Origin of the sequence: Spirosoma spitsbergense DSM 19989, from assembly GCF_000374085.1 — a bacterium.
In the GTDB taxonomy this organism is placed as follows: Bacteria; Bacteroidota; Bacteroidia; order Cytophagales; family Spirosomataceae; genus Spirosoma; species Spirosoma spitsbergense.
The window spans coordinates 41,834-66,480 of sequence record NZ_KB893388.1 but is presented as its reverse complement, the minus strand read 5'-3'; the positions used below and the strand labels follow the sequence as shown (position 1 = coordinate 66,480).

The 24,647-nt window shown below is 52.6% G+C and carries 21 protein-coding genes; 7 read left to right on the top strand and 14 right to left on the bottom strand.

Annotated features, from left to right (window positions below):
• Positions 1-36: 36 nt before the first annotated feature.
• The 10 genes from B157_RS0101205 to B157_RS34115 form a co-directional block, all read right to left on the bottom strand.
• A complete protein-coding gene (locus tag B157_RS0101205) occupies positions 37-903 on the bottom strand; it encodes a restriction endonuclease (RefSeq protein WP_020601548.1) in 867 nt (288 codons plus the stop codon).
• 30 nt (positions 904-933) lie between these two features.
• Positions 934-1,431, bottom strand: coding sequence for a GNAT family N-acetyltransferase (locus B157_RS0101200; RefSeq protein WP_020601547.1), 498 nt, complete (start codon positions 1,429-1,431; stop codon positions 934-936).
• 2 nt (positions 1,432-1,433) lie between these two features.
• A complete protein-coding gene (locus B157_RS0101195) occupies positions 1,434-2,120 on the bottom strand; it encodes an urease accessory protein UreF (RefSeq protein WP_020601546.1) in 687 nt (228 codons plus the stop codon).
• Complete coding sequence (ureE, locus tag B157_RS0101190; protein ID WP_020601545.1) at positions 2,117-2,626, bottom strand: urease accessory protein UreE; 510 nt, start codon at positions 2,624-2,626, stop codon at positions 2,117-2,119. The genes B157_RS0101195 and ureE overlap by 4 nt, the downstream gene beginning before the upstream one ends.
• 66 nt (positions 2,627-2,692) lie before the next feature.
• Positions 2,693-4,414: an urease subunit alpha gene (ureC, locus tag B157_RS0101185; RefSeq protein WP_020601544.1), complete on the bottom strand. Its 1,722-nt coding sequence runs from the start codon at positions 4,412-4,414 to the stop codon at positions 2,693-2,695.
• A 10-nt stretch (positions 4,415-4,424) separates the two neighbouring features.
• Complete coding sequence (gene ureB / locus B157_RS0101180; RefSeq protein ID WP_020601543.1) at positions 4,425-4,793, bottom strand: urease subunit beta; 369 nt, start codon at positions 4,791-4,793, stop codon at positions 4,425-4,427.
• 36 nt (positions 4,794-4,829) lie between these two features.
• Positions 4,830-5,237 (bottom strand): GxxExxY protein, encoded by a 408-nt coding sequence (locus B157_RS0101175; protein ID WP_020601542.1) that lies wholly within the window; start codon positions 5,235-5,237, stop codon positions 4,830-4,832.
• A 49-nt stretch (positions 5,238-5,286) separates the two neighbouring features.
• The gene (ureA, locus tag B157_RS0101170; protein ID WP_020601541.1) at positions 5,287-5,589 is read right to left on the bottom strand and encodes an urease subunit gamma; all 303 of its coding nucleotides are present in this window, start codon (positions 5,587-5,589) and stop codon (positions 5,287-5,289) included.
• A 69-nt stretch (positions 5,590-5,658) separates the two neighbouring features.
• Positions 5,659-6,642: an XdhC family protein gene (locus B157_RS0101165; protein ID WP_020601540.1), complete on the bottom strand. Its 984-nt coding sequence runs from the start codon at positions 6,640-6,642 to the stop codon at positions 5,659-5,661.
• On the bottom strand, positions 6,605-8,920 hold the full coding sequence (locus B157_RS34115) for a xanthine dehydrogenase molybdopterin binding subunit (RefSeq protein ID WP_020601539.1): 2,316 nt from the start codon (positions 8,918-8,920) through the stop codon (positions 6,605-6,607). The genes B157_RS0101165 and B157_RS34115 overlap by 38 nt, the downstream gene beginning before the upstream one ends.
• Before the next feature lie 301 nt (positions 8,921-9,221).
• Here B157_RS34115 and tkt point away from each other — a divergent pair, with 301 nt between their 5' ends.
• The 7 genes from tkt to B157_RS0101130 all read left to right on the top strand — a co-directional run bounded on the left by tkt (position 9,222) and on the right by B157_RS0101130 (position 17,719).
• Positions 9,222-11,273 (top strand): transketolase, encoded by a 2,052-nt coding sequence (gene tkt, locus B157_RS0101155; RefSeq protein ID WP_020601538.1) that lies wholly within the window; start codon positions 9,222-9,224, stop codon positions 11,271-11,273.
• A 48-nt stretch (positions 11,274-11,321) separates the two neighbouring features.
• A complete protein-coding gene (gene tal / locus B157_RS0101150; protein WP_020601537.1) occupies positions 11,322-12,428 on the top strand; it encodes a transaldolase in 1,107 nt (368 codons plus the stop codon).
• 98 nt (positions 12,429-12,526) lie between these two features.
• Positions 12,527-12,730, top strand: coding sequence for a hypothetical protein (locus tag B157_RS38790; RefSeq protein ID WP_169521639.1), 204 nt, complete (start codon positions 12,527-12,529; stop codon positions 12,728-12,730).
• Positions 12,731-12,822: 92 nt separating this feature from the next.
• Complete coding sequence (locus tag B157_RS0101145) at positions 12,823-13,491, top strand: porin family protein (protein ID WP_020601536.1); 669 nt, start codon at positions 12,823-12,825, stop codon at positions 13,489-13,491.
• Between the two features lie 122 nt (positions 13,492-13,613).
• Positions 13,614-16,640: a serine hydrolase domain-containing protein gene (locus B157_RS0101140; RefSeq protein ID WP_020601535.1), complete on the top strand. Its 3,027-nt coding sequence runs from the start codon at positions 13,614-13,616 to the stop codon at positions 16,638-16,640.
• Positions 16,637-17,092 carry a DinB family protein gene (locus B157_RS0101135; RefSeq protein ID WP_020601534.1) on the top strand — a complete coding sequence of 152 codons (456 nt, stop codon included), beginning with the start codon at positions 16,637-16,639 and terminating at the stop codon, positions 17,090-17,092. The genes B157_RS0101140 and B157_RS0101135 overlap by 4 nt, the downstream gene beginning before the upstream one ends.
• Positions 17,093-17,188: 96 nt before the next feature.
• Entirely contained in the window at positions 17,189-17,719 is a 531-nt protein-coding gene (locus B157_RS0101130) for a DUF4468 domain-containing protein (RefSeq protein WP_020601533.1), read from the top strand.
• 1 nt (position 17,720) lies between these two features.
• Here B157_RS0101130 and B157_RS0101125 read toward each other — a convergent pair whose 3' ends face one another.
• From B157_RS0101125 to B157_RS0101110, 4 genes are all read right to left on the bottom strand, one after another.
• Positions 17,721-18,383 carry an endonuclease III domain-containing protein gene (locus B157_RS0101125; protein WP_026308400.1) on the bottom strand — a complete coding sequence of 221 codons (663 nt, stop codon included), beginning with the start codon at positions 18,381-18,383 and terminating at the stop codon, positions 17,721-17,723.
• A 157-nt stretch (positions 18,384-18,540) separates the two neighbouring features.
• Positions 18,541-19,830, bottom strand: coding sequence for an OmpA family protein (locus tag B157_RS0101120; RefSeq protein WP_020601531.1), 1,290 nt, complete (start codon positions 19,828-19,830; stop codon positions 18,541-18,543).
• A gap of 248 nt (positions 19,831-20,078) precedes the next feature.
• On the bottom strand, positions 20,079-21,452 hold the full coding sequence (locus B157_RS0101115; protein WP_020601530.1) for a RagB/SusD family nutrient uptake outer membrane protein: 1,374 nt from the start codon (positions 21,450-21,452) through the stop codon (positions 20,079-20,081).
• 20 nt (positions 21,453-21,472) lie between these two features.
• Entirely contained in the window at positions 21,473-24,559 is a 3,087-nt protein-coding gene (locus B157_RS0101110; RefSeq protein WP_020601529.1) for a SusC/RagA family TonB-linked outer membrane protein, read from the bottom strand.
• Between the last annotated feature and the right edge of the window lie 88 nt (positions 24,560-24,647).

The window sequence follows — 24,647 nt, the reverse complement described above, 5'->3', positions numbered from 1 at the left end:
CTAAAATTTGAAGGTTATCTTCCTTTTACGACAACCTCACAATGCCTTAAACCAGTCTTTCTTGATATTTACCTTTTCTACTAATTCAATTTCTACTCCAAGCCCAAGTTCTTTCAACTTTTCGGCTAGGTCATTTCCATCCATTAAATCGATTGGCGGGGCGCCATCACGTTGCGCTTCTTTTTTTGCTTCTCTTGTGAAAGTTCCCGTAGTAATGATTAAGCCTTTATCAGCACGACCAACCATAGCCCCTCTAAAATCTCTGACAATGGAAGGAGAAACGCTATTCCGATAACGCTTAGCCTGAAAAATTACATGAAATGACAAAACCCCACCAAGCCTTAAGATTCCTTTTCCATCTATACCACCATCATTCGTTTGGCCAGTAACCTCCACATTTTGGAAACCTAATTCCCTTAGAAGCCTTTGGCAAAGTCTTTCAAAGGAGTTTGGCGAAATATTTTGTAGTTCATTGATAACTTCTTCCTGCCATGTGATTCTCAGAATCTCTGCGCTTTCCTCTTGTTCATCTATAAACTCTTCCTGTTTGTTCTTCGCTTTAGTTATTCTTTCCTGCCTGTCATCAGCACCAACTTTGCGTTTGACTTTTTCTTTATCTACCGATTTCGTTTTGCGGCCTTCTTCCGTTAATATCCATACACCGCGAGATGAGTTTTCAAGTAGGCCATAGCGTTTTAAATAATTGCGTGCCCAGGCAAGTCTATACATCAGTTTTGTTGTATTTCCTTTGTGTATCTCGTTAACCTGCTCATCAGTCAGCTTCAGCAACTCAGCGACCTGCTCCTCCATTTCATCCACTGATCCCGAACCACCAAGGTTATGCAAAGCGGTTAGGGTTGGGTTAAATAATTCGTCGTATTTGAGATTGAAATGTTCTTTCATTCTGGTATGGTGAGATAGTTAAACTCCCCTTTATAGCTTCCTGTACATAATATAAGCATTTGTCAGGCCATTCTGCCTGTGATTAAATGCGTCGGGGATCTCGCCGATTATTGTAAATCCCAGTGTTTGCCAAAGTCGCACTGCTCGTTCGTTACTCTTGATGACAATATTGAACTGCATGGCTTTATAGCCAAGTCGCCTTGCTTCCTCTATGGAGAATGCGCCCATGGCTTTGCCAATACCCTGCCCGAATGCCGTTTTTAAGGTCATGTACGATCCATTGGCGATGTGAGAACCCAGATCAGGCTGATTATCCCGAAGCAAAAACGTACCGACAACCGTGCCGTTTATGGTTGCCACATAAGTATGCCGATCCAGCCCGCACCAGTAAGCCAGCATCTTTTCTCTTGACGAATCCGGGGCAAAAACGTATGTATCGCCCGTTAAAAGTACCGGCTGGATAATTTCCCAAATCTGGTCATGGTCGGCCGGGGTGGCTTTTCTGATGTCTACTGTTCCTTCTATCATTTTCAACTCATATACAACCGGGAATACAGGTCTTCGTGCTGCATACTGCGGATATCAAAACCGGGGCAGCACAGGCCAATCCGGGTGCGGTCGGGTTGCAGCGTGTTCGAAACCAGTTCCTGAATCAGCGGGTGCAGGCCGAAAAGAATCTCCTGCCCGTCCTGCTGACCCAGCGGAATCAGTTTCACGCCGTTGGTGACCATGCCCACGGCCGCATTGTAATAAAATCCAGTCAGCGCATCCGCCTTTGGTACGCCTAACGCGCAGGCATACAGGCCAAAAACGAGGCAGTAGTGCCCACTAAGTTGCTGTTTTTGAATCGACTCCCGATACTGACTGGCCAGGGCATTATTGCAAAGGGGCTGAAAGATTTTCAGTAATCGGGTGCCAAGTTTCTGGCTGGCCTGCCGAATCTCCCGGGGCAATTTTACGGCTGTGCATTCATCGTCCAGCCGAACCAGTTCCTCCCAGTCGTTCTGTTCGGTTGCCTCGTAGGCCAGCGATACCAAAGCGGCATCGGTGAATTGTAGATTCTGCGACAGCATTTCCGTTACGAACGCTTTTGCCGTAGCGGCATCGTGTACGACACCCGCCTGCACATACGTTTCCAGCCCGGCCGAGTGGGCATAGCCACCAATGGGCAAGGTCGGGTCGCTCAGATGAAGGAGGTGTAACAGACCAGCGTTCATTCGGGGGGCGTGGTAAGTTTCATGATTTTCGAGAATAGGCTTTCGCTGCCATTGGCATGGCCGTGGGGTGATACCGTCGTCCTCAGGGGCTGTAGCAATTTGCGTTGCTGTTGCGCTACCGTGTAGCCCGATGCGGTTAATAACCGGAACAGCGGGGCATCGAACGGGGCTAGAACGGTGCCATCATCATAAAACAGCGGCAGGTGTTTATTACCAATTTCGTAACAAACCGACGCCATTTCATAGAGGGTTGCCGGTTTAATAACGAGCACCTCGCAGGGCAGCACCTCCACTACTATCAGCGTCCGGGCATCTTCGTACAGGACATCGCCCTGCGTGAGCTGCGGATTTTCGGACAGGAATTTCAACGCCACCTCCTGCCCGGACCGGGTACGTTTTCGTAAAATTCGCTTGCCCGTTTCGTACCATTCCAGCGGTAACCAGTCGATGGTTCGGTTGCCGGGCGTGATGGTGTCGATGTGGCCAAGTTTTTGTTGAATGAGCATGGAGTGGTTGGAGCTATCCGTTTAATCTTTGACAAAGTTTTAAACTTTGTCAACGTTCAGCCAACGTTAAAACAGGAAATACCGCTGCGCCAGTGGGAGAACGGAAACCGGCTCGCAGGTAATCGGCTGCCCATCCACTTTAACCTCGTAGGTTTCGGGGTTCACGTCGATTTGTGGTGTGGCATCATTGTGTATCAGGTCTTTTTTGGCAATAGTCCGGCAGTTCTTTACGGGCAGCACCATCTTCTGCAACCCATACTGCGGCACGACGCCGTTATCGATCGAAACCTGCGAAACGAAGGTCGCGCAGGTCTTGTGCAGGGCTTTGCCGTAAGCCCCGAACATGTGCCGGTACATGACGGGCTGCGGGGTGGGGATAGACGCGTTCGGGTCGCCCATCCTGCTGGCGATAATCATCCCTCCTTTGATAATCATTTCGGGTTTGGCCCCAAACATGGCCGGATTCCACAGCACCAGATCAGCTAGTTTGCCGGGTTCAATTGATCCCACATACTCGGATATGCCGTGCGAAATAGCCGGGTTGATGGTGTATTTCGCCACGTAGCGTTTTACCCGAAAATTGTCATTTTTATGGGCTTCATCTTCCGGCAGAAAGCCGCGCTGTTTCTTCATTTTGTCGGCCGTTTGCCAGGTACGCGTAATCACCTCGGCCACGCGGCCCATCGCCTGCGAGTCGGAACTCATCATGCTGAACACGCCCATATCGTGCAGAATATCTTCGGCGGCAATGGTTTCCGGCCGGATGCGTGAATCGGCAAATGCGACATCTTCCGGCACGGATTTATCCAGGTGATGACACACCATCAGCATGTCGAGGTGTTCGTCGATGGTGTTTACCGTGTAGGGGCGCGTCGGGTTAGTGGAAGAGGGCAGAATGTACGGGTACATGGCCGCTTTGATAATGTCGGGGGCGTGCCCCCCACCCGCCCCTTCGGTATGAAACGTGTGAATAACCCGGCCATTGATGGCGTTAAGAGTATCTTCCAGAAACCCCGACTCATTCAGCGTATCGGTATGGATAGCTACCTGCACATCGTACTTGTCGGCTACCCGCAGCGATGCGTCGATGACGGCGGGCGTTGACCCCCAGTCTTCATGGATTTTAAGGCCCAGTGCCCCCGCTTCAATCTGCTCTTCGAGGGGGGCAGTGGTGGCGCAGTTTCCTTTGCCCATAAATCCCAGGTTCATCGGGAAAGCCTCGGCAGCTTCGAGCATCTTCTGAATGTTCCAGGCACCGGGCGTTACGGTGGTGGCGCTGGTTCCATCGGCAGGTCCTGTTCCGCCCCCCATCATGGTCGTGATGCCACTGAACAGCGCGTGGTCGATTTGCTGGGGACAGATGAAGTGGATGTGCGCGTCAATGCCACCGGGGGTGGCAATCAGGCCCGCCCCGCCGTGTACTTCGGTCGAGGCACCGATAATCATGTTGGAGTCAACACCGTCCATGGTATCAGGGTTTCCAGCCTTACCGATACCCACGACCTTCCCATCTTTCAGCCCAATATCGGCTTTTACAATACCCCAGTGGTCGATAATCATGACGCTGGTGATCACCATGTCCAGCACCCCTTCAGCGCGGGTAGCGGTGGCCGATTGTGCCATGCCATCACGAATGGTTTTGCCCCCGCCGAACTTGGCTTCGTCGCCATAAACGGTGTAGTCTTTCTCGATCTCGATGATCAGATCGGTATCCGCCAGCCGTACTTTGTCGCCGACAGTTGGGCCGTACAGGTTGGCGTATTTTATCCGGTTGATGGAAAAGGCCATGGTAGTCTGTCTATATATTGCTTTTAAAACCCTGTTCAATGGCTTTGCTCTCAGCCTGTTTCCGGGCCGATGGGGTTAGCTCACCATTGACAAGATTACTGAAGCCAGTGATTTTTTTGTTACCTCCGAACGCGACCAGACTCACCGCTTTCTCCTCGCCCGGCTCGAACCGAACGGCGGTTCCGGCGGGGATATCCAACCGCATCCCCATCGCCTGACTGCGGTCAAAGGCCATCTGTTTATTGACTTCAAAAAAGTGATAGTGCGAGCCAACCTGCACAGGTCGGTCGCCGGTATTGACAACGGTCAGGCTCGCCGTAGCACGACCAACGTTGCACTCGATATCACCTTCGGCAAGGATGTATTCTCCTGGAATCATACTGATTGAAAAAATAGAACACGGGTTTAACGGATATTACGGATTTGACGGATTTCTTAGTTGCTTCCTGTCGTTTGTAAAAATCATCCGTTTAAACTCGGGCCTTTTACCGAAGTTTAGCAACAAACCAATTTCGATATCGGTAGCCCGTAAATAATTTAATAACTGTAGCTCATTTTCGTAAACCAGCACTTCGCTGGCTTTCAATTCCAGAATAACGGTTTGGTCGACAATCAGATCGGCGTAGTATTCTCCTACCACGATTCCTCTGAAATGAACTTTTATCTGCTTCTGCGCTTCGACAGCAAAGCCGATACGCTTCAATTCCAAATACATGGCATTCTGATAAACCTTCTCCAGAAAACCGTACCCTAGCTCATTATAAACATCATAATACGTTTTGATGATGGAATCAGTCAGGTCCTTACGCAGTAATTCCCCCATCTAAAATCAGTGTTTATCCATATAATCCGCGTCATCCGTGTTCAAAAAATTACCGGATGGGGTCGTGAACGGTGACCAGCTTGGTACCGTCGGGAAATGTGGCTTCGATCTGAATCTCGTGGATCATTTCGGAAATACCAGCCATTACGTCCTCGCGGGTTAAAATCGTCGTGCCATACTGCATCAACTCCGCCACCGATTTACCGTCGCGGGCGGCTTCCTGAAGGTGGCTGCTGATGAGGGCGATGGCTTCGGGATAGTTTAGTTTCAGGCCTCTGGCTTTGCGCTTTTCGGCCAGTTCGCCCGCCAGAAACAGGAGCAGTTTTTCACTTTCGCGGGGAGTCAGGTGCATAGGCGGTCAATTAGATTATGCTAATTACAGAGCAATATAGTCGAAAAGGGAGTTGTTTGACGAACGGGATTACCGGGCATTCTTCACCTGAATAATCTCGGCGGCAATACTCACCGCAATTTCTTCGGGAGTCTGGCTGTTGATGGCCATACCAATGGGTGCATGCATACGCTTCAGCCACGCTTCATCAAAGCCCTCCGAACGATAGGCAGCCAATAACTTCTCCACTTTGGTTTTACTACCCAACACCCCGACATAGGCAAACTCGTTGCCCAATAACGCTCGAACAACCAGATCATCGGTTCGGTACCCCATGGTCATTACTACCACGTACTGATGGCGACCGGGTGGAATCAGTTCGGACAATTCGCTATAATCAGCTACTACTATTTTCTCGTGAGCCGTATCGTTCAATGCCATTGTGTACAAATCTGGCCGGTCATCGAAAACGCGGACATAAAAATCCATTCGGCTCATCAGTTCACTGAGGGCCAGTGCGCAATGCCCCCCGCCAATGATGTAAAGCTGGTTTTTATAGCCAATCCTCTCCCGATAGAGCCAGTCGTTTTCTGACCGCTTCGTGAACTGATAATCAGCATCGGGCAACTGATTCGGGGTGAACCGAATCCCGGCGGGCGACAGTTCGAGCAAACCGTTTTTGTGCTGTTCCAGGCAGGTAATAACGGCCTGAACAGCAGCCGAATCGCCCGGTTGAATGGGGTACAGAAGAATTGTCTGATCACCGGAGCAGATCATACCGCTCTGATTGTGGGCGGCATTTTTATCGTGATACTGCGTCCGAATGGCGGGTTGAGAGTTAGTCAAATCCGGTTGATTTTGCCTGAGCGTGTCTTTGGCCAGTTCGACAAACTTATGCTCCATAATGCCCCCGCCTATAGACCCGGCCATCTCACCACCGGCATTCACCGCCATCAGAAAACCCTGGCGGCCGGGGCTGCTGCCGTGGCTTTCGAGCACGTACAGCAGCGTGACGGGCTGGCGCTGCTGACGACTTTTATGAATTAACTGCCAGATCGGTAGCGATTTTATCATTGGTTAAAGGCAGTGCGGCCGGAGCCGATATAGTATCGTACAAAGCCAGCAACACTTTTTCGGGGGTCATGGGTGCATCGAAGGGAATAGTTGCCGATGGATTGAACGCACGAATAGCGTTACGCAGGGCAAAATAGGCCCCAATGCCGTACATCAATGGAGGCTCGCCAACGGCTTTGGACCGGAAAATAGCCAGATTGTCGGTCTGCGTTTGCAGGAACTCGATGGTAATCTCTTTCGGAACAGAATAGATATCCGGCACTTTGTAAGTGGACAGTGCATTGGACCGTAACCGGCCCGCTTTATCGTAGATGACTTCCTCCAGAGTCATCCACCCAATTCCCTGCACGATGCCGCCCTCAATCTGCCCCCGGTCGATGAGGGGGTTCATGCTGGCCCCGAAATCGTGGACCACGTTAACGGCATCCGTTTCGTAGGTTCCCCGTACACAATCGATGGTCACCTCAACAACTGCCGTACCATAAACGTGGTAGGCAAACGGATGTCCTTTGCCGGTAACGGGGTCGAAATGAATAACCGGCGTGGCATAGTGCGCGTGTTCAGACAGGCTGATGCGCCGGCCATAAGCGGCCAATACCAGTCGTTGCCAGGTATAGTCAGTGCACTGGTCACCCACATACACCCACTCATCTTTCAGGGTTATGGCCGCTTCGTCAGTGTGTAATTCCTGAGCCGCTACGGCCTTCAATCGATTGAGAATATCGGTACAGGCAATTTGTACCGCCCTGCCATTCAGGTCGGCGGTGGCACTGGCTGCGGAGGGCGATGTGTTGGCGATTCGGTACGTGCTGGTCGACTGAATTTTAATGCGCTCCGGCAGAATCGAAAACACCTGAGCCGCCACCTGTACCATCTTGGTATTCACGCCCTGCCCCATCTCGACCGCACCGGTACTTACGCCAACGCTGCCGTCGGTATACACGTGAACCAGCGCCCGCGCCTGATTCATTCGGGTATTGGTGAACGAGATGCCGAAACAAACCGGCATGAGAGCTACTCCTTTTTTATACAGGATATTGGCAGCATTGAAGTCGGCTATCTGGCTTCGACGCATATCGACCTTATACGTCGTAACGGCTTTATCCCAGCAGGCCCGGGCTTCGCTTTCGGCTTTCTGTCCATAAGGAAACTCGTCGCCGGTCTGGTTCAGGTTTTTCGCCTGTATCACGGCCGCATCGATACCGAGTGAGTAGGCTGCTTTGGCTATAGCAGCCTCAATCACAAACATACCCTGTGGTCCACCAAAGCCCCGGAACGCCGTATTCGGCGGGAGGTTTGTCCGGCAGCAATAGGCAATGGCTGTTACGTTCGGAATAAAATAGCTGTTGGTGCAATGAAACAGGGTCCGTTCCAGCACCGCCGGAGACAGATCGGCAGCGGCACCGGCATTCTGGTAGAAGGTAGCCTCGTAGGCAATGATCGTCAGGTCGGCATCAAGCCCGATTTTAAAGTCGGATGAGTACGGGTGCCGTTTGCCGGTCATGGCCATATCCTCTATCCGGTTCAGGGCGTATTTGACGGGGCGTTTCAGTACATGAGCGGCCAGCGCGCACAAAGCAGCCCACATATTAGCCTGATCCTCTTTGCCGCCAAAGCCACCACCCAGCCGCGTTACATCCACATCAATCTGGTGCATGGGCAGACCCAACGACCGGGATACGGCCCGCTGTACTGCTGTTGGCCCCTGCGTGGACGAGTAGAGTTTTATACCATTGTTCTCCTGCGGAACGGCGTAGGCACCCTGCGTTTCGATGTACAGATGCTCCTGCCCGTTGGTATCGGCAGTACCTTCAAAAACATGAGCACACTGTTCCCAGGCAGTAGCCACATCGCCCAGCCGGAACGTTCTGGCCCCGACAATCAGATCACCCCTGGCCTGCGCTTCGCGGGGATCGGTGATGACGGGCAGGGGATCGATGTCGACCGTAATTTTTTTAATGGCGGCATGGGCTTCTTCATCGGTTTCGGCCAGGATGAAGGCAATGGGCATGCCACAGTAATGGACGTGGTGTTCGGCCAGCAGCGGTTCATCGGGTACGATACCGCCGATCTGGTTTTCGCCGGTTACGTCTTTATACGTCAGAATCCTGACCACGCCGGGCATGGCTTCAGCTGCTGTCAGGTCCAGGCTTTTCAGGATACCATGCGCAATCGGCGACCCGAAAGCCGCTCCGAACAGCGTACCCCGAATCACGGGGATATCGTCCAGATAAACCGACTCGCCCCGTACGTGGGTGCTGGAATCTATATTTTTCATTGTGTTAATGTCGCGTACCAGGCTACTTTCCCCTGTTTCTCAAATTTACGGGAATCAACGAAAATACCTACTGTCGTTTTGCACAGGCAGCGGGAAGCAGGAGGTATTAAGTAACCCAATCAGTATACAAACAATCCTAATCGCATCACTTTTGCCCGGCCGGGGCTGATTAACACACATTTAATCACCTTTTTCTAATCCAAACCGGCTGTAGAGAGTTACCTACATACTACTCGTTGCTGATAACGTGCTGCATAGCCCTGGCAACAATACCCTTTGTGTAACCTCTAACTAACCAGTCATGATAGACAAACAAATCGACCTTGACCTCGACCAACTTAGTATCAACACCATCCGGCTTCTGGCCGTCGATGCCGTTCAGAAAGCCAACTCGGGACACCCCGGTCTGCCGTTAGGCGCAGCACCGATGGCCTATGTACTCTGGTCGCGCTTTTTACGCTTTAATCCAAAAGACCCGCTCTGGCCCGACCGCGACCGGTTCATTTTATCGGCTGGACACGGGTCGGCGCTGCTGTATAGTATGCTGCATCTGTACGGCTACGACCTCTCGCTCAATGACCTGAAACAGTTCCGGCAACTCCATTCCCAGACACCGGGCCACCCGGAATCGAACCTGACACCGGGGGTAGAGGTGACAACCGGACCACTGGGACAGGGTTTTGCTAATGGGGTGGGTATGGGCATGGCCGAAGCTTTTCTGGCTGCGACCTATAACCGGGACGGGCATACGCCTATGAACCACTACACCTATGTCCTCGTCAGCGATGGCGATTTGATGGAGGGTATCGCGTCGGAAGCGGCTTCCCTGGCTGGTCACCTCAAGCTGGGAAAACTCATTTACCTCTACGACGATAACCTGATTTCACTCGATGGCCCAACCGATCTGGCTTTTACCGAAAACCGGCTGGAGCGTTTCGATGCGTATGGCTGGCATACACAGCACGTGAGTGATGGCAACGATTTAGACGCGATTGAGGGGGCGATTCGGGCCGCGCAGATGGAAACAGAGCGTCCGTCCATTATTTCCGTCCGAACGATTATCGGCTATGGTAGTCCGCAGGAAGGTACCAGTAAAGTTCACGGAAGCGCTCTGGGCGAGGAAAATGTGCGGAGAACTAAATCTTTTTTGGGGTTTGATCCGGATAAATCGTTCGTGGTGCCCGACGACGTGCGCGACTATTTGAAAGAACCGGGTGAGCGGGGAGCTAAACTCCAGGCCGACTGGCAAAAGGAATTCGATGCGTACAAAAAAGCATTTCCCGACGAAGCAGCGCAATTCCTGACTTCCTTTGCCGGTGAACTTCCGGATGGATGGGATGCCGACCTGCCTACGTTTACGCCCGATGATAAGGATATGGCCACCCGTCAAGCGTCGGGAAAAGCACTCGATGTCCTGAAAAAGTCGGTTCCTTATTTATTCGGTGGTTCGGCCGATCTGGCATCGTCCAACGAAATGCCCACCAAAGGCAATGTGAGCTTCCAGCCGGGTCATTACGATCAGTCGAACATCTGGTTTGGCGTCCGCGAACATGCCATGGGGGCAGCTCTCAACGGCATGGCGCAGCACGGCGGGGTGCATCCCTACGGCGGCACGTTCCTCAACTTCTCGGACTACATGCGCGGTGCCATTCGGCTAACGGCCCTGGCCGAATCGAAAGTGACGCTCGTGTTCACGCACGACAGCATTGGCCTGGGCGAAGATGGCCCAACGCACCAGCCCGTTGAGCAGGTTGTTTCACTGCGAACCATCCCAAACATCATCGTCATTCGACCGGCTGATGCCAACGAAACCATCGAAGCCTGGCGCATTGCGATGATGCAACCTAAAACGCCAGTTTTGCTGATTCTATGCCGCCAGAAATTACCCGTTATCGACCAGTCGACGTATGGCTCGGCAAAGGGCGTCGGGAAAGGGGCCTATATCCTCAGCGAGTCCGACGGAACACCCGAATTGATTCTGATCGGGACCGGCTCGGAAGTGTCGCTGGTGATGAAAGCACAGGAAGAACTGAAAAAGCAGGGCATTCAGGCGCGGGTCGTTAGTATGCCATCCTGGGAGTTGTTCGAGAAACAGGATCAGGCATACCAGCATACCGTGTTGCCCCCTTCGATTCGGAAACGGCTGGCCGTTGAAGCCGGTTCACCCATCGGCTGGCACAAATACGTTACCGATGAGGGTAGTACGGTGAGTATGAACCGGTTCGGACTGTCGGGGCCGGGCGAAGAAGTAATGGCGTACTTTGGCTTTTCGGTCGATAACGTCGTCAAGCAGGCCAAAGCGGTGCTGAAGGGCAAAACACCGGGTACGGAGAAAAAGGAAGTGTTGTCGTAAACGCCGTGACAGGCTGGCGACAACACGTAAAACTAACTACATAAAATCATGGAAAATAACGTAAAGAAAATTCACGATTTCGACCAGAGTATCTGGCTCGATTACATTGACCGGAAAATTATGAACACCGGGGAGCTGCAAAAGCTCATCGACGAAGACGGTATCCGGGGGCTTACGTCCAATCCGGCTATTTTCGAAAAAGCCATTAGCAGCGGTTCTGACTACGACGAGAATATCAAAACCCTCGCGCAGGAAGACAAAAGCAACGAGGCTATTTTTTATGGTCTGGCCGTTGCCGATATTCAGCAGGCAGCCGACCTGTTCAAACCGGTTTATGACGAAGAAGTAAAAGGCTCCGACGGCTACGTGAGTCTGGAAGTTTCTCCGCATCTGGCCCTGAATGCAGACGGCACGATCAAACAGGCCCGCGAACTGTGGAAAGCGGTCGACCGGGATAATGTAATGATCAAAATTCCGGGTACGGCCCAGTGCCTGCCTGCCATTAAGCAGAGCATCAGCGATGGTATCAACATCAATGTTACGCTGCTGTTTGGTCTGGAGCGATACGAAGCCGTTGTCGACGCGTATATGTCAGGCCTGGAAGTGCGGGTTGAAAAAGGTCAGTCGGTTGATCAGATTGCGTCGGTAGCCAGTTTTTTCCTCAGCCGCATCGACGTGCTAGTTGACCCCATACTGAACGAGAAAGGGCTGGACGATCTGAAAGGAGACATTGCGATTGCCCTCGCCAGAAAAGCCTATGAAATCTACAAGCGCGAATTCAGCAGCGACCGGTTCAGAAAACTGGAAGCGAAGGGCGCGAAACCCCAGCGGCTGTTGTGGGCCAGCACGAGCAGTAAAGACCCCTCCTTTTCGGATGTAAAATACGTGGAGGCTCTGATTGGCCCCAAAACAGTGAACACAATCCCGATGGAAACCCTCGAAGCCTTCCGCGATCACGGGAAGGCGGCTGCCCGTCTGGAAGACGATCTGGACAAAGCCACGCAGGCGTTGGAGCGCGTTGAGCAGGCAAGCATTCGGCTAAAGGATATTAGCCAGCAGCTTGAAGATGAAGGTATTGAGAAATTCAACAAGCCTTACGACAAACTGCTTGACGCGATCAACACGCAGAAAGAAAAGTCGCTGGCCTCTGCTTAACGTCCCCCTGAACGTCCACGTCCGGGATACCAAATCAACGCAGCAAAGCCGCTGAAACAGTACTTTATCTGTTTCAACGGCTTTGCTGCGTTGAAGAGTTGGCTCAGCTACAAACGATTACAGGTCTCCAAACCTCGGGCATTGCTGATGGGGTACTTTTAGTTTGGGCAATAGTCGTTGCTTCCAGAATCAGTTTTTCGGTCAGCCGTTTTCCGATTCCGGCGAAAGGCTATACGTTACGTCGGCAGGCGAACAGCCAAACCATTGATGCTACTTCCCGGCACCTGCTCCGTTTTTCATGAGCAACCCATTTTTTTATCGCTACCGGGTGCGTTCTTTATAACATTTGCGAAACATCGGGCGTTAACCCGGCATATTAACCGTCAATTTATCTATGTTTCGCCCAATTTCAGTACGCTCTACCTTTTTATTATCCATCCTCATTTTCGGCTCTCTGTCAGCCACGTACGCCCAGCAACGGTTCAGTGCGGGTCCGCGCGTTGGCCTGAATATGTCCACCTTTGGCCGGGATGCCAGTGGCTATACGCTACGCCCCGGCCTTACGGCCGGTGCTTTTTTAATGTATAGTTCCCTGAATCATTTCGGTATTTCGGGCGATGTGCTGTACTCCCAGATGGGAGCTAAATACGCACAGGGCAATACTTCGTTTAAGCAACGAATTAACTACCTGGAGATTCCGGTAGCCCTGCGTTACTTCCTGACGCTGAGCGGCAATTTCCGCCCGAACCTGTTCTTTGGCCCATCGCTCGGTATTAAGCTTAATGCGAAATTCACCGACTTTACCAGTACGAACCCAGTTATTACGGCGCGTGATTTTGATAGTAGCAACCAATTCAATAACCTGGACCTGGGATTGATTGCCGGTTTTCAGCTTAATTTCAAAGGACTGGCCGAACGGCAGCACTTTTTGATTGATGCCCGCTATCGGTACGGTCTGAGTGATATTACCATCGACCCCAACCAGAACGTCAACAACTCCACCATTACCCTGACGCTTGGCTACAGCTTTGGCGTTGGCCCCGAGTACCGCAGCCGCCGATAGTACGGCGTGGGATCGGGTAATGTATCCGCTTCCCCATTTTTATCCCCGGCATGTTTCTTTTGAGAACGTGTCGGGGACTTTTTTTGTAATTTTGGCTCCTTCACGATTCAATTCCATCACTCATGCCCCATTACCGGCCTATTTTAATCGGTCTGCTCAGCGTTCTGATAGCCACTACGGCGTTCGCTCAATCAACTCCGCCTTCTTTTCTGCCCCTCAATGCCCGTCAGGCCTGCTGGGTCGATTCGGTGTTTACCAACATGGCTCCCGACGACCGGATTGCCCAGTTGATTATGGTGGCAGGTTACTCTAACCGCGACCGGACGTATGAAGACTCGCTGGTCAGGCTTATCCAGCGGCACAAGGTTGGTGGGGTTGTTATGTTCCAGGGTGGACCGGTACGGCAGGCGCAACTCACCAACCGGCTACAGGCGGCCGCATCTGTGCCGCTGCTACTGGCAATGGATGCCGAATGGGGTCTGGCCATGCGACTGGACAGTACCGTTCGTTACCCCTATCAGATGACCCTTGGTGCCATGCAGGGTCCATCGTCCGATTCGCTGATTTACCGGATGGGCGCCAACCTGGCCCGACAGGCCCGACGATTGGGTGTACATGTCAACTTCGCCCCGTCGGTGGATGTGAACAACAACCCGAATAACCCCGTCATCAACTTCAGGTCGTTTGGTGAGAACAAGTACAACGTAGCCCGAAAAGCCCTTGCCTATATGCGGGGCATGCAGGATAATAACCTCATCACCAGCCTAAAACACTTCCCCGGGCACGGCGATACAGGCACCGATTCTCACTTCGATCTGCCGCTTATCAGCAAAAGCCGTGTAGACCTGGACTCCCTCGAACTGTATCCGTTCAAACAGCTCATTAACGCCGGCGCACTGGGCGTGATGATTGCCCACCTGAACATTCCGGCTCTCGATACCACCCGCAATCGGCCGTCGACGCTCTCCCCCGCCATTGTCACGAACCTGCTCAAAAATGAACTGGGTTTTCAGGGACTGATTTTTTCGGATGCCATGAACATGAAAGGCGTCACGAAATACTTCCCATCGGGTCAGGCCGATGAACTGGGTATCGAAGCGGGCATGGACGTGCTGGAATTTACGGAAAATGTACCGGCGGCTCTTGCCCTCATCAAACAGGCCGTTATCGACGGGCGCATTTCGCAGACGTCGCTGGATGACCGCTGCCTCAAGGTACTGCGGGCCAAAGCCTGGGTGGGCCTGGACCGGTACAAACCCATTGCGCTGGATAATCTGGTGAGTGACCTAAACGCCGTGCAGGATAACCTCCTCAACCGCAAACTCACCGAAGCCAGCCTGACCGTCCTGAAAAACGATAAAAACCTGCTACCCCTGCAACGGCTGGATACGCTCCGTATCGCTTCTGTGGCGGTGGAGAGCGACAACGTAACTGCCTTCCAGCAAATGGTGGGCAATTACACCAAAATCGATAATTTCCACCTGACTTCCCAAATGCCCGATTCTGCACTGGCGCAGGTGAGGGATTCGCTGAAAAACTATAACCTGCTGTTAGTCGATGTACACCTGAACAGCATCAGTCCCAGTGCGAAGTATGGGTTGAAAGCTAAAACCGCCGGGTTGGTGAGCGAGTTGGTAGCCACCGGAAAAGCAGTGGTAACGGTGTTCGGGAATGTGTACGCACTGGACAAACTGACGTTCCCGATGGATACCGTTCAGCCGAACCGCAACATCGAACAGGCGCGGGCACTGATTATGCCCTATCAACTCACCAGTTACACCGAAGAGTTGGCCGCCCAGTTGATATTCGGAGCCATTGGCGCATCGGGGAAATTACCCGTTACGGTCAACCAGTCGTTCCGTACGGGCGATGGCCTTATTATCCAGCCAAACGGGCGACTTAAATACACCATTCCCGAAGAAGTGGGTATCGACAGCCGTTACCTAACCCAGCAGGTCGACTCGCTGGTGAACGTTGGGCTGACCGAAAAGGCGTTTCCCGGCTGTGTGGTACAGATGGCGAAAGACGGGAAGGTGATTTTTCAGAAAGCATACGGCAAGCTGACCTACGATGCCTCACTCGGTGCCGAACCCGATTCGGTTGCGCTGGACGACCTGTATGACATGGCCTCGGTCACGAAGGTGAGTGCGTCCATACCGGCCCTGATGCGCCTGGTGGACGAAGGCAAGTTTAACCTGAACCGCACGATGGCCGATTACCTGCCATTTCTTAAAAAATCGAACAAGGCAGACCTGAACTGGCGCGATGTACTGACGCACCAGGCCCGGCTGAAAGCCTTTATCCCATTCTGGGTAGAAACAAAAAATCCGGACGGCACCTGGAAACCAAAAACGTTCAAAGCAGAACAAACGGCCCGCTTCCCGATTGAGATAACGGACAGTTTGTACGAGTTCAGAGGCTACCCAAAAATCCTTTACGACCGGATAAAAGACTCGCCCCTGAACGCAAAGAAGGCAGCCGGCGAATCGGAGTACGTGTATTCCGACCTGTCGTTCATCCTTTACCCACTGGTGGTGAAACGATTAACGGGGCAGAACTTTGAGACGTACCTCAAAACGACGTTCTATGAACCGTTGGGAGCCAGTACGCTGACGTTCAATCCGCGCCGGTTTTATCCCCTCACCCGCATTGCGCCAACCGAATACGATTCGCTGTTTCGCAAAACACTCATATGGGGGCGGGTACACGACGAAGGCGCGGCCATGCTCGGTGGATTATCGGGGCACGCGGGCTTGTTTGGAACGGCTAACGACCTGATGAAGTTATATGAAATGTACCGGCAGAAAGGTAGCTACGGCGGTCAGCGGTATATTTCGGAACGAACCATCGCCGACTTTACGCGCTACCAGTTCCCCGAACTTGGCAACCGGCGCGGGCTGGGTTTCGACAAACCCTCGTTCAAATACACCGGCAACGGCCCCCTCTCGGCTACGCCAGCCAGCTATGGACACTCCGGTTTTACGGGCACGTTCGTCTGGGTTGAACCCGACCCGACCTATAACCTGACGTACGTATTTTTGTGCAACCGGGTATACCCAACCCGAAACAACCCAACGCTGGGAAATTTGAACACACGTACCAATATTATAGAAGCCCTTTATAAGGCCACCAAACGCGGACTACCATGAAAGACTATCTGATTCAGCTACTCGATTACGAACAATGGGCCAACCTGCGGGTTGTCAACGCACTGTCCTCCCTAACCAACGTGCCCGAACGGGCCATTGCCATTATGGGACACGTTTTATCGGCTCAGCAGGTTTGGTATGGCCGGATGATGCAGGAGTCGGTCATTCAGCCCATTTGGGAAGACATTCCGGTGAGCTGGATGATTGAAACCGCCGAGCGGCAGCATGACCAGGTGGTTAGCTACGTCAAGATTCTAACCCTGGAAAAACTGAATCAACCCCTGCACTACGTTAACTCCAAAGGCATAGCGTATCAAAATACGCCGTTGCAGATACTCACCCATATGAGTCACCATGCGGCTTACCACCGGGGGCAAATTGTTCAGTTAATCAGACCGCTCATGGCCGAAGCCCCGGTAACGGATTTCATCGTCTGGCAACGGGGGGAATGACCATTTAAATGACCAATGAATAATGTAAAATGAACAATATTGCCGTGTTGACAGCTGCTTCATTATCCACTATTCATTTATATTACCCATTTACTTATGAAGAACTACCTTATTCTCTCCCTGTTCCTGTCTACCTCTGCCCTGGCGCAGGTACGCCTGCCAACCAACGAAGTGGGGCAGGTTCAGTACCAGGAAATTGTGCGGGTTCCGAATGCCAAACTCCCCGCCCGGAAACTGATGCAGCAGGTCCGGGCGTGGGCGAACGATCATTATGCGGCCAATCTGTCCACTGAGCAACAATACGACCAGGAGCACAATATTCTATTCATTAAGTCCTCCTTCCCCATCAATAAGCAACTCGTCCGGTACGTACTCACCATCGAACCCAAGTTTGGCCGTTACCGGGCCACCATCACCGAATTGATTGTAGAAGGAAATGGCCTGACCGTACCCGTTTTAGGCAGTAGTAGTACCGCAAACGAAATAGCGAAGGCCACCGGCACCAAAGAAGCGGACCTAAGACTGGCAGAGCAGGCTGCCTACCAGCAGGCCGATTTGTACCATCAGATTGATAAAGACTGCCGGAGTACGCTGAACGATTTGAAACAGACGCTGATGAAGGAGTAGTTCAGCGATGCCGCTCCACGCCTGCCTGCGCGCACCAGGGCAACACCGGGCAGGTGGAACAATGCGGCAGCGTACCGGTGCAGATGTGCTTCCCGAATGGCATCAGTAACCGGTTGATGTCTGTCCACTGCGCTTTGGGCACCTGCGTTTCCAGTACCTTCAGCGTTTGTTCGGGCTGTTTAGTCTGCACATACCCCCAGCGGTTGACCACCCGATGCACGTGCACATCCACACTGATAGCCGCCTGCCCCGTCGCCACGCCCAACGCTAAGTTGGCGCATTTGGGTCCAACCCCTTTCAGGGAGGTCAGGGTAGCAAAATCGGCGGGGAGTTGTCCGCCAAATTCGGTTATAATCCGCTCGGCAATACCGCGCATGGTATAGGCTTTCTGGTCGGGATAGGTGGTGCCGTAGAGCAGTTGTGTCAGTGTAGGAATATCGAGGGCGAGGAGCTGTTCGGGCGTTCGTGCCTGCTCAAACAGCCGCAGCGACACCGGAATGGTCGTTTCATCGAGCGTTCGAATCGAAACAATGCACGAAATCAGTTGCTCGAACAGGGTATTATACCCTCGCTCGAACAAATCGAACATAGCCGCTTTCGGATAAGGACGAATAGCCTCCTCCACATGAGCCAGCACGGTAGTAAGGTCGAAGGGTTGTTTCATGGTATTGATTGTCATCAGCTGCGCGTCATTTGGTAGTCATTGTTAGTCATTAGCTTCGCGTCATTGGTGGTCATCTGTCGCTTCGAAATGACCACCGAATGATAATTAATGACGCGAAAGTTAATGACCACGTAATGACGCGAAGCTGATGACCGGATTACACCTTCACGATCACCATTTCCACCCGCCGGTTTTCGGGGCGTTCTTTCAGGGTTTTATTGGTATTGATGGGCCGTGAGGGGCCGTAGCCAACGGTTTCGATGCGGTCGGTACTGATTCCTTTATTGACCAGATAGGCCTTTACCTCGTTGACCCGGTTGCGCGACAGCTCAACGTTTGCGTCGAATTCACCCACCGTATCGGTATGCCCTTCCAGCCGGATGTTCATCGTTGGGTTCTCCTGCAAGAGCATTACCAGTCGGTCCAGTTCCGGAAAGGATTCGGGTTGAAGGTCATACTTCGACGCGTCGAAATAAATGTTTTTCAGGGTTACCTTGGCCCCTGCTTCAATGGGTACCAGATCAAAATTACGCGCTACGTCGATACGGTTCGTCGCCAGTGTATCGCGCTGACTGAAATACCCTTTGGCCGAGGCCGTAACGGCATAGACACCGCGCTTGTCGATATCAATTTTGTAATTACCCGTCGGACTAACGCTCCGTACGGAGTCAGCCGGGTCATCGCCCGCCGATTCGGCCCCGGAAATGAGCTGGTACGTTACGGTAGCCACAATGGGCTTCTTCGTTTTGGCATTCCGCGTTACGCCTTTGATGGCTACCGCCGTAGGCGCGGGTGCAGCAGGCTCGGCGGGTTTGGGCACAGGCTCCGGTGAACCTAAACCGGGCGACGTACGGGGTGTATACTTAGGTTGTGGGGTTTGCGGTTTGGGCTGAACCGGAACCGGTGTTCTGGGCGTACGCTGGGCGTAGGTATCTTTCTTTTTCGGATTGATAATGTGAACGCCCCAGAAGTTAAAGCAAACGGTGGTTTTCGTATCCCGGCATTCGAACAAGTCAAACACCGTGTAGCCAGGGTCAACCCGCTCAAAATAAGCGACGAAATCTACCCGCTCACCGGGCTGAACGCTCCGACTGGTTTCGGGCGGGATATTTTCTGCCCGGATAAACTTGTACGAACGCTCTCCCTGATTGACGTACAGGCGCGAAGAGGGCTGAAAACCGATATTATTACCTGATAACCCACCGCTTCCGTTGGGCATCGGAATCCGGAATGGCCAGTCGCTGCCGGGTATGCCTTTTTTAGCGTTAGGTGCTTCAAATTTCATATACACAATGGTGTACTGCTCCGTTAGTTCAACGCGCTTGATGGATACGTCGCGGTCGTTGACATCATCGACACGGGGATTCTCGGTTGTGTACTGCGCCCGCAGTCCCGACGCAACCAGTAGCAGTATAAGACAGGTAAGTAATCGACGGTTCATGATCATTTCAGTTGAGGTAGTTGGGTATTTAAGTACTTCGTCATGGATAGTCAGGCATGGTCATGGCCATTGGTTGTTAACATTTCATCAATCAGCTGTTTACACCAAATGACTATCGATTGACACTACCTGACTGTTTATGACTACTGGTTTATTGATAAACGTTTGACCATGCCTGGTAGTTTAGGGTTTAATGCAAACAAAATGCGCCCGCCCTAAATTAGGGCGGGCGCATTTTGTTTGCCGGTCTTTTTCTAGTAACCGGTATTCTGAACCAGCGTGGGGTTGGTTGTTACCTCCCGTAGTGGAACCGGAAAAATCAGCTTCGGGTCATTGTACGCCAGCGTTCCCACACTGGCTTTGGTCCGTTTCAGGTCGTGGATATACGTACCCTCAAAGGCCAGTTCGAGCCGGCGTTCCCGCAGGATGTTCGCCAGGGTAAGCTGAGCTGCCGTCAGTGGGGCTGCACCGGCCCGCGTCCGAATCAGGTTAATGTCGGCCAGTGGCGCAGCACCAACCGACGTGCCCGCCCGGAAGTTGGCTTCGGCGCGGGTCAGATACATTTCGGCCAGCCGAAACACCTGAATGTTGCCATACTGATTGATAAACTTAACCGTTCGGATAGCATCCACGGCATCGGTATAAATCAAACCAGCCCGACCATCGGCCGCCGAAAACTGACTGAGGAATGTGTCGGTCAGTTCGATATCACCCCGCCCTCCTACGTCCGAGGAGCCGTAGAACGTGTTCAGGTCGTTGATACCATCCTGGTCCGTGTTCTGGATAGCGAAAATGGTTTCGGCGGTGTTGGCACCATTCTGAGACTGCCGCGTGTCGAACACATTAGCCAGTGGGACTAACTGATACGCTTTGCTCGAAATGACCGCATCGGCCGCTTTGGCTGCATTTGGGTAGTCGGCTTTTTGCAGATATACCCGGGATAGTTGTGCATTGGAAGCTCCCTGTGTGGCGAAGAACCCATTGGAGACCGGGAGTTTGGCCGCGGCATCGGTCAGGTCCTGGAGAGCCTGCGTGTACACAGCCGCTACTGAGCTACGCGGCACGTTGGAACTGGCATCCAGCACAACGGTTGGTGTCGTCACAATCGGTACGCCGGGATTCGTGTTGTTATCACCATCGCCCCAGGTTTTGCCGTACAGGCGAACCAGTTCAAAATACAGGGAACCCCGAATAAACTTGGCCTCGCCTTCAATACGGTCCTTGTCGGCTGCGAGGGCCAGATTCAGGTTAGCCAGCACCGTATTACAGATATTGATGGTACGGTAGGCATTGGTCCAGGTCGCATCGGCCTGATCGTTGTTTACCAGTATCCGTTTAACGTAAATCTGCTGGGGAGCTACAAATGTCCCTGTCCAGAGCACATCGCCCGTAGAGGGTACGGTTGCCAGTAATTCGGCATCGCGAATAAAACTGCCGCCGTATAGGTTAACACCACCCAGCCCATCGTAGGCACCCACCAAAAGGGCGTTTAGATCGGCAGCCGTGCTTAGTGCCTGACTGGTAGCGACCGAGTTTACCGGCTTAATATCGAGCTGGCTGTTGCAGGCGGTCAGCCAGAGACCAACCGACAGGGTAGAGACCAGTGTAAAGATTTTATATGTTTTCATGATTTGTCTTTCGTCGTCGATTAAAAACCAATTTGAAGTCCGCCAATGATGGTACGCGGTTGCGGAGCCGAATAGAAGTCAACCCCGATGTTGATGGGCCCTCTGGCCCCCGTCACATACGCGTCGGAGTTCACCTCCGGGTCCCAGCCGGTATAGCCGGTAAACGTCAGCAGGTTCTGGCCCGTTACGTAAATCCGAACCCGGTTCAGATGGATACTGCTCAGCAACGCTTTGGGCAACGTATACCCCAGCGTAAGGGTCCGCAGGCGAACGTAATCGCCTTTTTGCAGATAGCGTGACGACTCCCCCGTACCGTTGCCGCCCAGCAGGCGGGCCTGTGGTACGTTGGTTACGTCGCCCGGTTTACGCCACCGGTCCAACTGATCGACCGACTGGTTATCGAAGAAATCACCGTTGGCCGACTGAAATTTACCACCACCGTTGTAGATGTAATTCCCAAACTGGCCATTGAATAACACGCTCAGGTCAACTCCCGCAAAGCTGAAGGTGTTGGTGATACCGCCAATGAACTTGGGAGACGGATTGCCCAGTGGCACGTATGCGGCACTGTTGTAGTCGTTGGTCGTAGTGTGGTCGATGCTACCATCAGCGTTGGTCGTGTTTTTGTAGTAAAGTGCATCGCCATTCTGCACATCCACACCCGCGTACTCCGGTCCGACAAACACACCCAGGGGCTGCCCTTCCTGCGCCCGGTTCAGAAAGCTACCCGTAATGGTAGTACCCCCCAAATCGGTTACTACGTTTTTGTTGTAGGCAATGTTCAACGAGGTAGACCAGTTGAACGCACCCGTTATGTTTTTGGAGTTAAAAACAAACTCGAAACCTTTATTTTGCAGTTTACCAACGTTGCGCAACTGCGTCCGGAAACCCGAGGAACCCGGTACGTTCACGTTCAGCAGTAAACCACTGGTATTTTTCTCGTAATAATCCAGTTCGCCCGAAAAGCGGTTGTCCAGAAAACCGAATTCAAGACCGATGTCCGTTTGCAGCGTTTTTTCCCAGGTAAGGTCCGGGTTTGGTATCTGCGAGGGAGCCTGGCCCGGTATGCCCGCGTATCCGGCAGATGCACCCGTGTTATTCGTAGCCGCGTACAGAGCCTGCGAACTGAAATCACCAATTTCAGCATTACCCGTCAGGCCATAGCTGGCCCGAATTTTCAGCAGGCTAAGCGCCTGCACGTTTTTCAGGAACGACTCTTCTGTCAGGATCCAGCCTGCCGAAACGGCCGGAAAGAAACCATACCGGTTATTTGTTCCGAAGCGCGACGACCCGTCGATACGACCCGATGCCCCGATCAGGTATTTGTTATTGAAGCGGTAATTCACCCGGGCAAAATAGGACAGGAAGCTATAGCTCGATTCTGTTCCGGTACCCGCCGTAATTTTGGCTGCTGCCGTAAGTTGCTTGTACGCATCACTCGGGAATTGCTGGCCCGTTACCGAGTTAAAGTTCGCCCGCGATTCCTGGTACGACATTCCCAATGTTGCGTCGATGTCGTGCTTTTCGGCAATTGTCCGCCCAAAGGAGAAGAAGTTGTTTGTGGTATAGTTGGTCACCTGCCGGAAACTGTTCGAGCCCAAGCCGTTGGCGGCACCGGTGTTCCGGGACGTTTCACGTCCGTAATACTCTTCTTCCTGTTGCCCCAGGAGGTCCGTACCGAATTCGGTTCGGAAGGATAAACCCGGCATCAGTTTATAATCGGCGTACACATTGCCGATGATGCGGTACACCCGCGCCTGGATAGCGGCAAAATCGCGGTTCAGCAACGGATTGTAATACAGCGTGTAATCGCCACTCAGTTGATTCGTGCGCGGGTCGATGACTGGTGTCATGGGCGGCAGCGCCACAATCTGCAACGGCGTCGAGAACGCGTTATCGTTCGACACCCGGTCGTTGATCGAGTGCGACAGGTTCATGTTCACACCCAGCGTCAGTTTGTCCGTAGCACTGTGGTCCAGATTAACCCGGCCACTCAACCGGCGAAACCGGTTTTTAATCAACGTTCCACTCTGGTCGAAGTATTGCCCGGAGATGAAGAAACGGGTCTTGGCATCACCACCACGCGCACTCAGATCATACTGCTGCGAAGGAGCTTTTTGGAAAGCCTGTTGCTGCCAGTCGGTGTTGTAGGTAGGGTTGGCACCCTGCCAGCCAGCGGCATCACCAGCGGCATAGCGTGTGAAGCGGTTCGTTAGTGAGGTGGCCGAATAAACCGGAATGCCCAAAGCAGCCGAGTTGGCCCGCGCTTCCTGAAACAACTCAACGTACTGCTGGGTATTCAGCCACTGCCGCAGGTGAGTCGGGTTACTGGCGCCAATCTGCACACCGGCATCGAAGGTTGTTTTACCAGCCCGCCCTTTTTTGGTGGTAATCAGTACAACACCATTCGAGGCCCGTGACCCGTAAATAGCCGATGATGCAGCATCCTTAAGAATTTCGAGCGACTCAATGTCGTTGGGGTTCAAATCGGCAATGGGGTTGGTGGGAGCCGTTGTAGAAGACTGATCCGCCGAGGTGATCGGAATACCATCAACTACGTACAGGGGCTGGCTACTGGCAGTCAGTGAGGCCGAACCGCGCACTTTGATTTGCAGCCCCTGCCCTACTTTACCGTTCAGGGCTGTGATCTGCACCCCGGCCACTTTGCCCTGAAGTGCCTGCTCTACGCTCGGGACCGGGATATTTTCAATCTCCCGCGCACCCACCTTGGCAATATTCCCCGTCAGGTTGCGCTTCGACTGCGATCCGTACCCGGTTACAACGACCTCATCGAGTGAGCGGGAATCGTTGCTCAGGGTCACGTTTACAACCGACCGGTTCCCTACGGCCACTTCCTGGGTCGTTACGCCCACGAAACTAAACACCAGCGTACCGATATTGGCGGGCAACGTCAATGTGTAGTTACCATCCACATCCGTTTGTGTTCCTCTGGTGGTGCCTTTGGCCACCACAGATGCCCCCGGTATAGGGCTTCCATTATCAGCTGCGGTGACTTTCCCCGTCACCTGCCGTTCCTGCTGAGCTATGGCTATAGTGCAAAAAGCACTGCCAAAAACCATCAGAAAAAGAAGTATAAAACGTTTCATTCGGTTTAATTTAGTTTTGATGAAAGACAAAAATAAAGATTAATCTTTGGTTAAGAGAGTTTGCAACCATATAGTTATATAACTTCTA

Bases quoted from the DNA above. Each gene is read 5' to 3' on its own strand.
- B157_RS0101175 (WP_020601542.1), bottom strand. From the start codon at position 5,237: ATGGGGGAATTACTGCGTAAGGACCTGACTGATTCCATCATCAAAACG.
- B157_RS0101140 (WP_020601535.1), top strand. From the start codon at position 13,614: ATGCCCCATTACCGGCCTATTTTAATCGGTCTGCTCAGCGTTCTGATA.
- ureC (WP_020601544.1), bottom strand. From the start codon at position 4,414: ATGGCCTTTTCCATCAACCGGATAAAATACGCCAACCTGTACGGCCCA.
- B157_RS0101120 (WP_020601531.1), bottom strand. From the start codon at position 19,830: ATGATCATGAACCGTCGATTACTTACCTGTCTTATACTGCTACTGGTT.
- B157_RS0101115 (WP_020601530.1), bottom strand. From the start codon at position 21,452: ATGAAAACATATAAAATCTTTACACTGGTCTCTACCCTGTCGGTTGGT.
- B157_RS34115 (WP_020601539.1), bottom strand. From the start codon at position 8,920: ATGAAAAATATAGATTCCAGCACCCACGTACGGGGCGAGTCGGTTTAT.
- ureA (WP_020601541.1), bottom strand. From the start codon at position 5,589: ATGCACCTGACTCCCCGCGAAAGTGAAAAACTGCTCCTGTTTCTGGCG.
- tkt (WP_020601538.1), top strand. From the start codon at position 9,222: ATGATAGACAAACAAATCGACCTTGACCTCGACCAACTTAGTATCAAC.
- B157_RS0101205 (WP_020601548.1), bottom strand. From the start codon at position 903: ATGAAAGAACATTTCAATCTCAAATACGACGAATTATTTAACCCAACC.
- B157_RS0101165 (WP_020601540.1), bottom strand. From the start codon at position 6,642: ATGATAAAATCGCTACCGATCTGGCAGTTAATTCATAAAAGTCGTCAG.
- B157_RS0101195 (WP_020601546.1), bottom strand. From the start codon at position 2,120: ATGAACGCTGGTCTGTTACACCTCCTTCATCTGAGCGACCCGACCTTG.
- ureB (WP_020601543.1), bottom strand. From the start codon at position 4,793: ATGATTCCAGGAGAATACATCCTTGCCGAAGGTGATATCGAGTGCAAC.
- B157_RS0101110 (WP_020601529.1), bottom strand. From the start codon at position 24,559: ATGAAACGTTTTATACTTCTTTTTCTGATGGTTTTTGGCAGTGCTTTT.
- B157_RS0101135 (WP_020601534.1), top strand. From the start codon at position 16,637: ATGAAAGACTATCTGATTCAGCTACTCGATTACGAACAATGGGCCAAC.
- B157_RS0101145 (WP_020601536.1), top strand. From the start codon at position 12,823: ATGTTTCGCCCAATTTCAGTACGCTCTACCTTTTTATTATCCATCCTC.
- ureE (WP_020601545.1), bottom strand. From the start codon at position 2,626: ATGCTCATTCAACAAAAACTTGGCCACATCGACACCATCACGCCCGGC.
- B157_RS0101130 (WP_020601533.1), top strand. From the start codon at position 17,189: ATGAAGAACTACCTTATTCTCTCCCTGTTCCTGTCTACCTCTGCCCTG.
- B157_RS0101200 (WP_020601547.1), bottom strand. From the start codon at position 1,431: ATGATAGAAGGAACAGTAGACATCAGAAAAGCCACCCCGGCCGACCAT.
- tal (WP_020601537.1), top strand. From the start codon at position 11,322: ATGGAAAATAACGTAAAGAAAATTCACGATTTCGACCAGAGTATCTGG.
- B157_RS0101125 (WP_026308400.1), bottom strand. From the start codon at position 18,383: ATGAAACAACCCTTCGACCTTACTACCGTGCTGGCTCATGTGGAGGAG.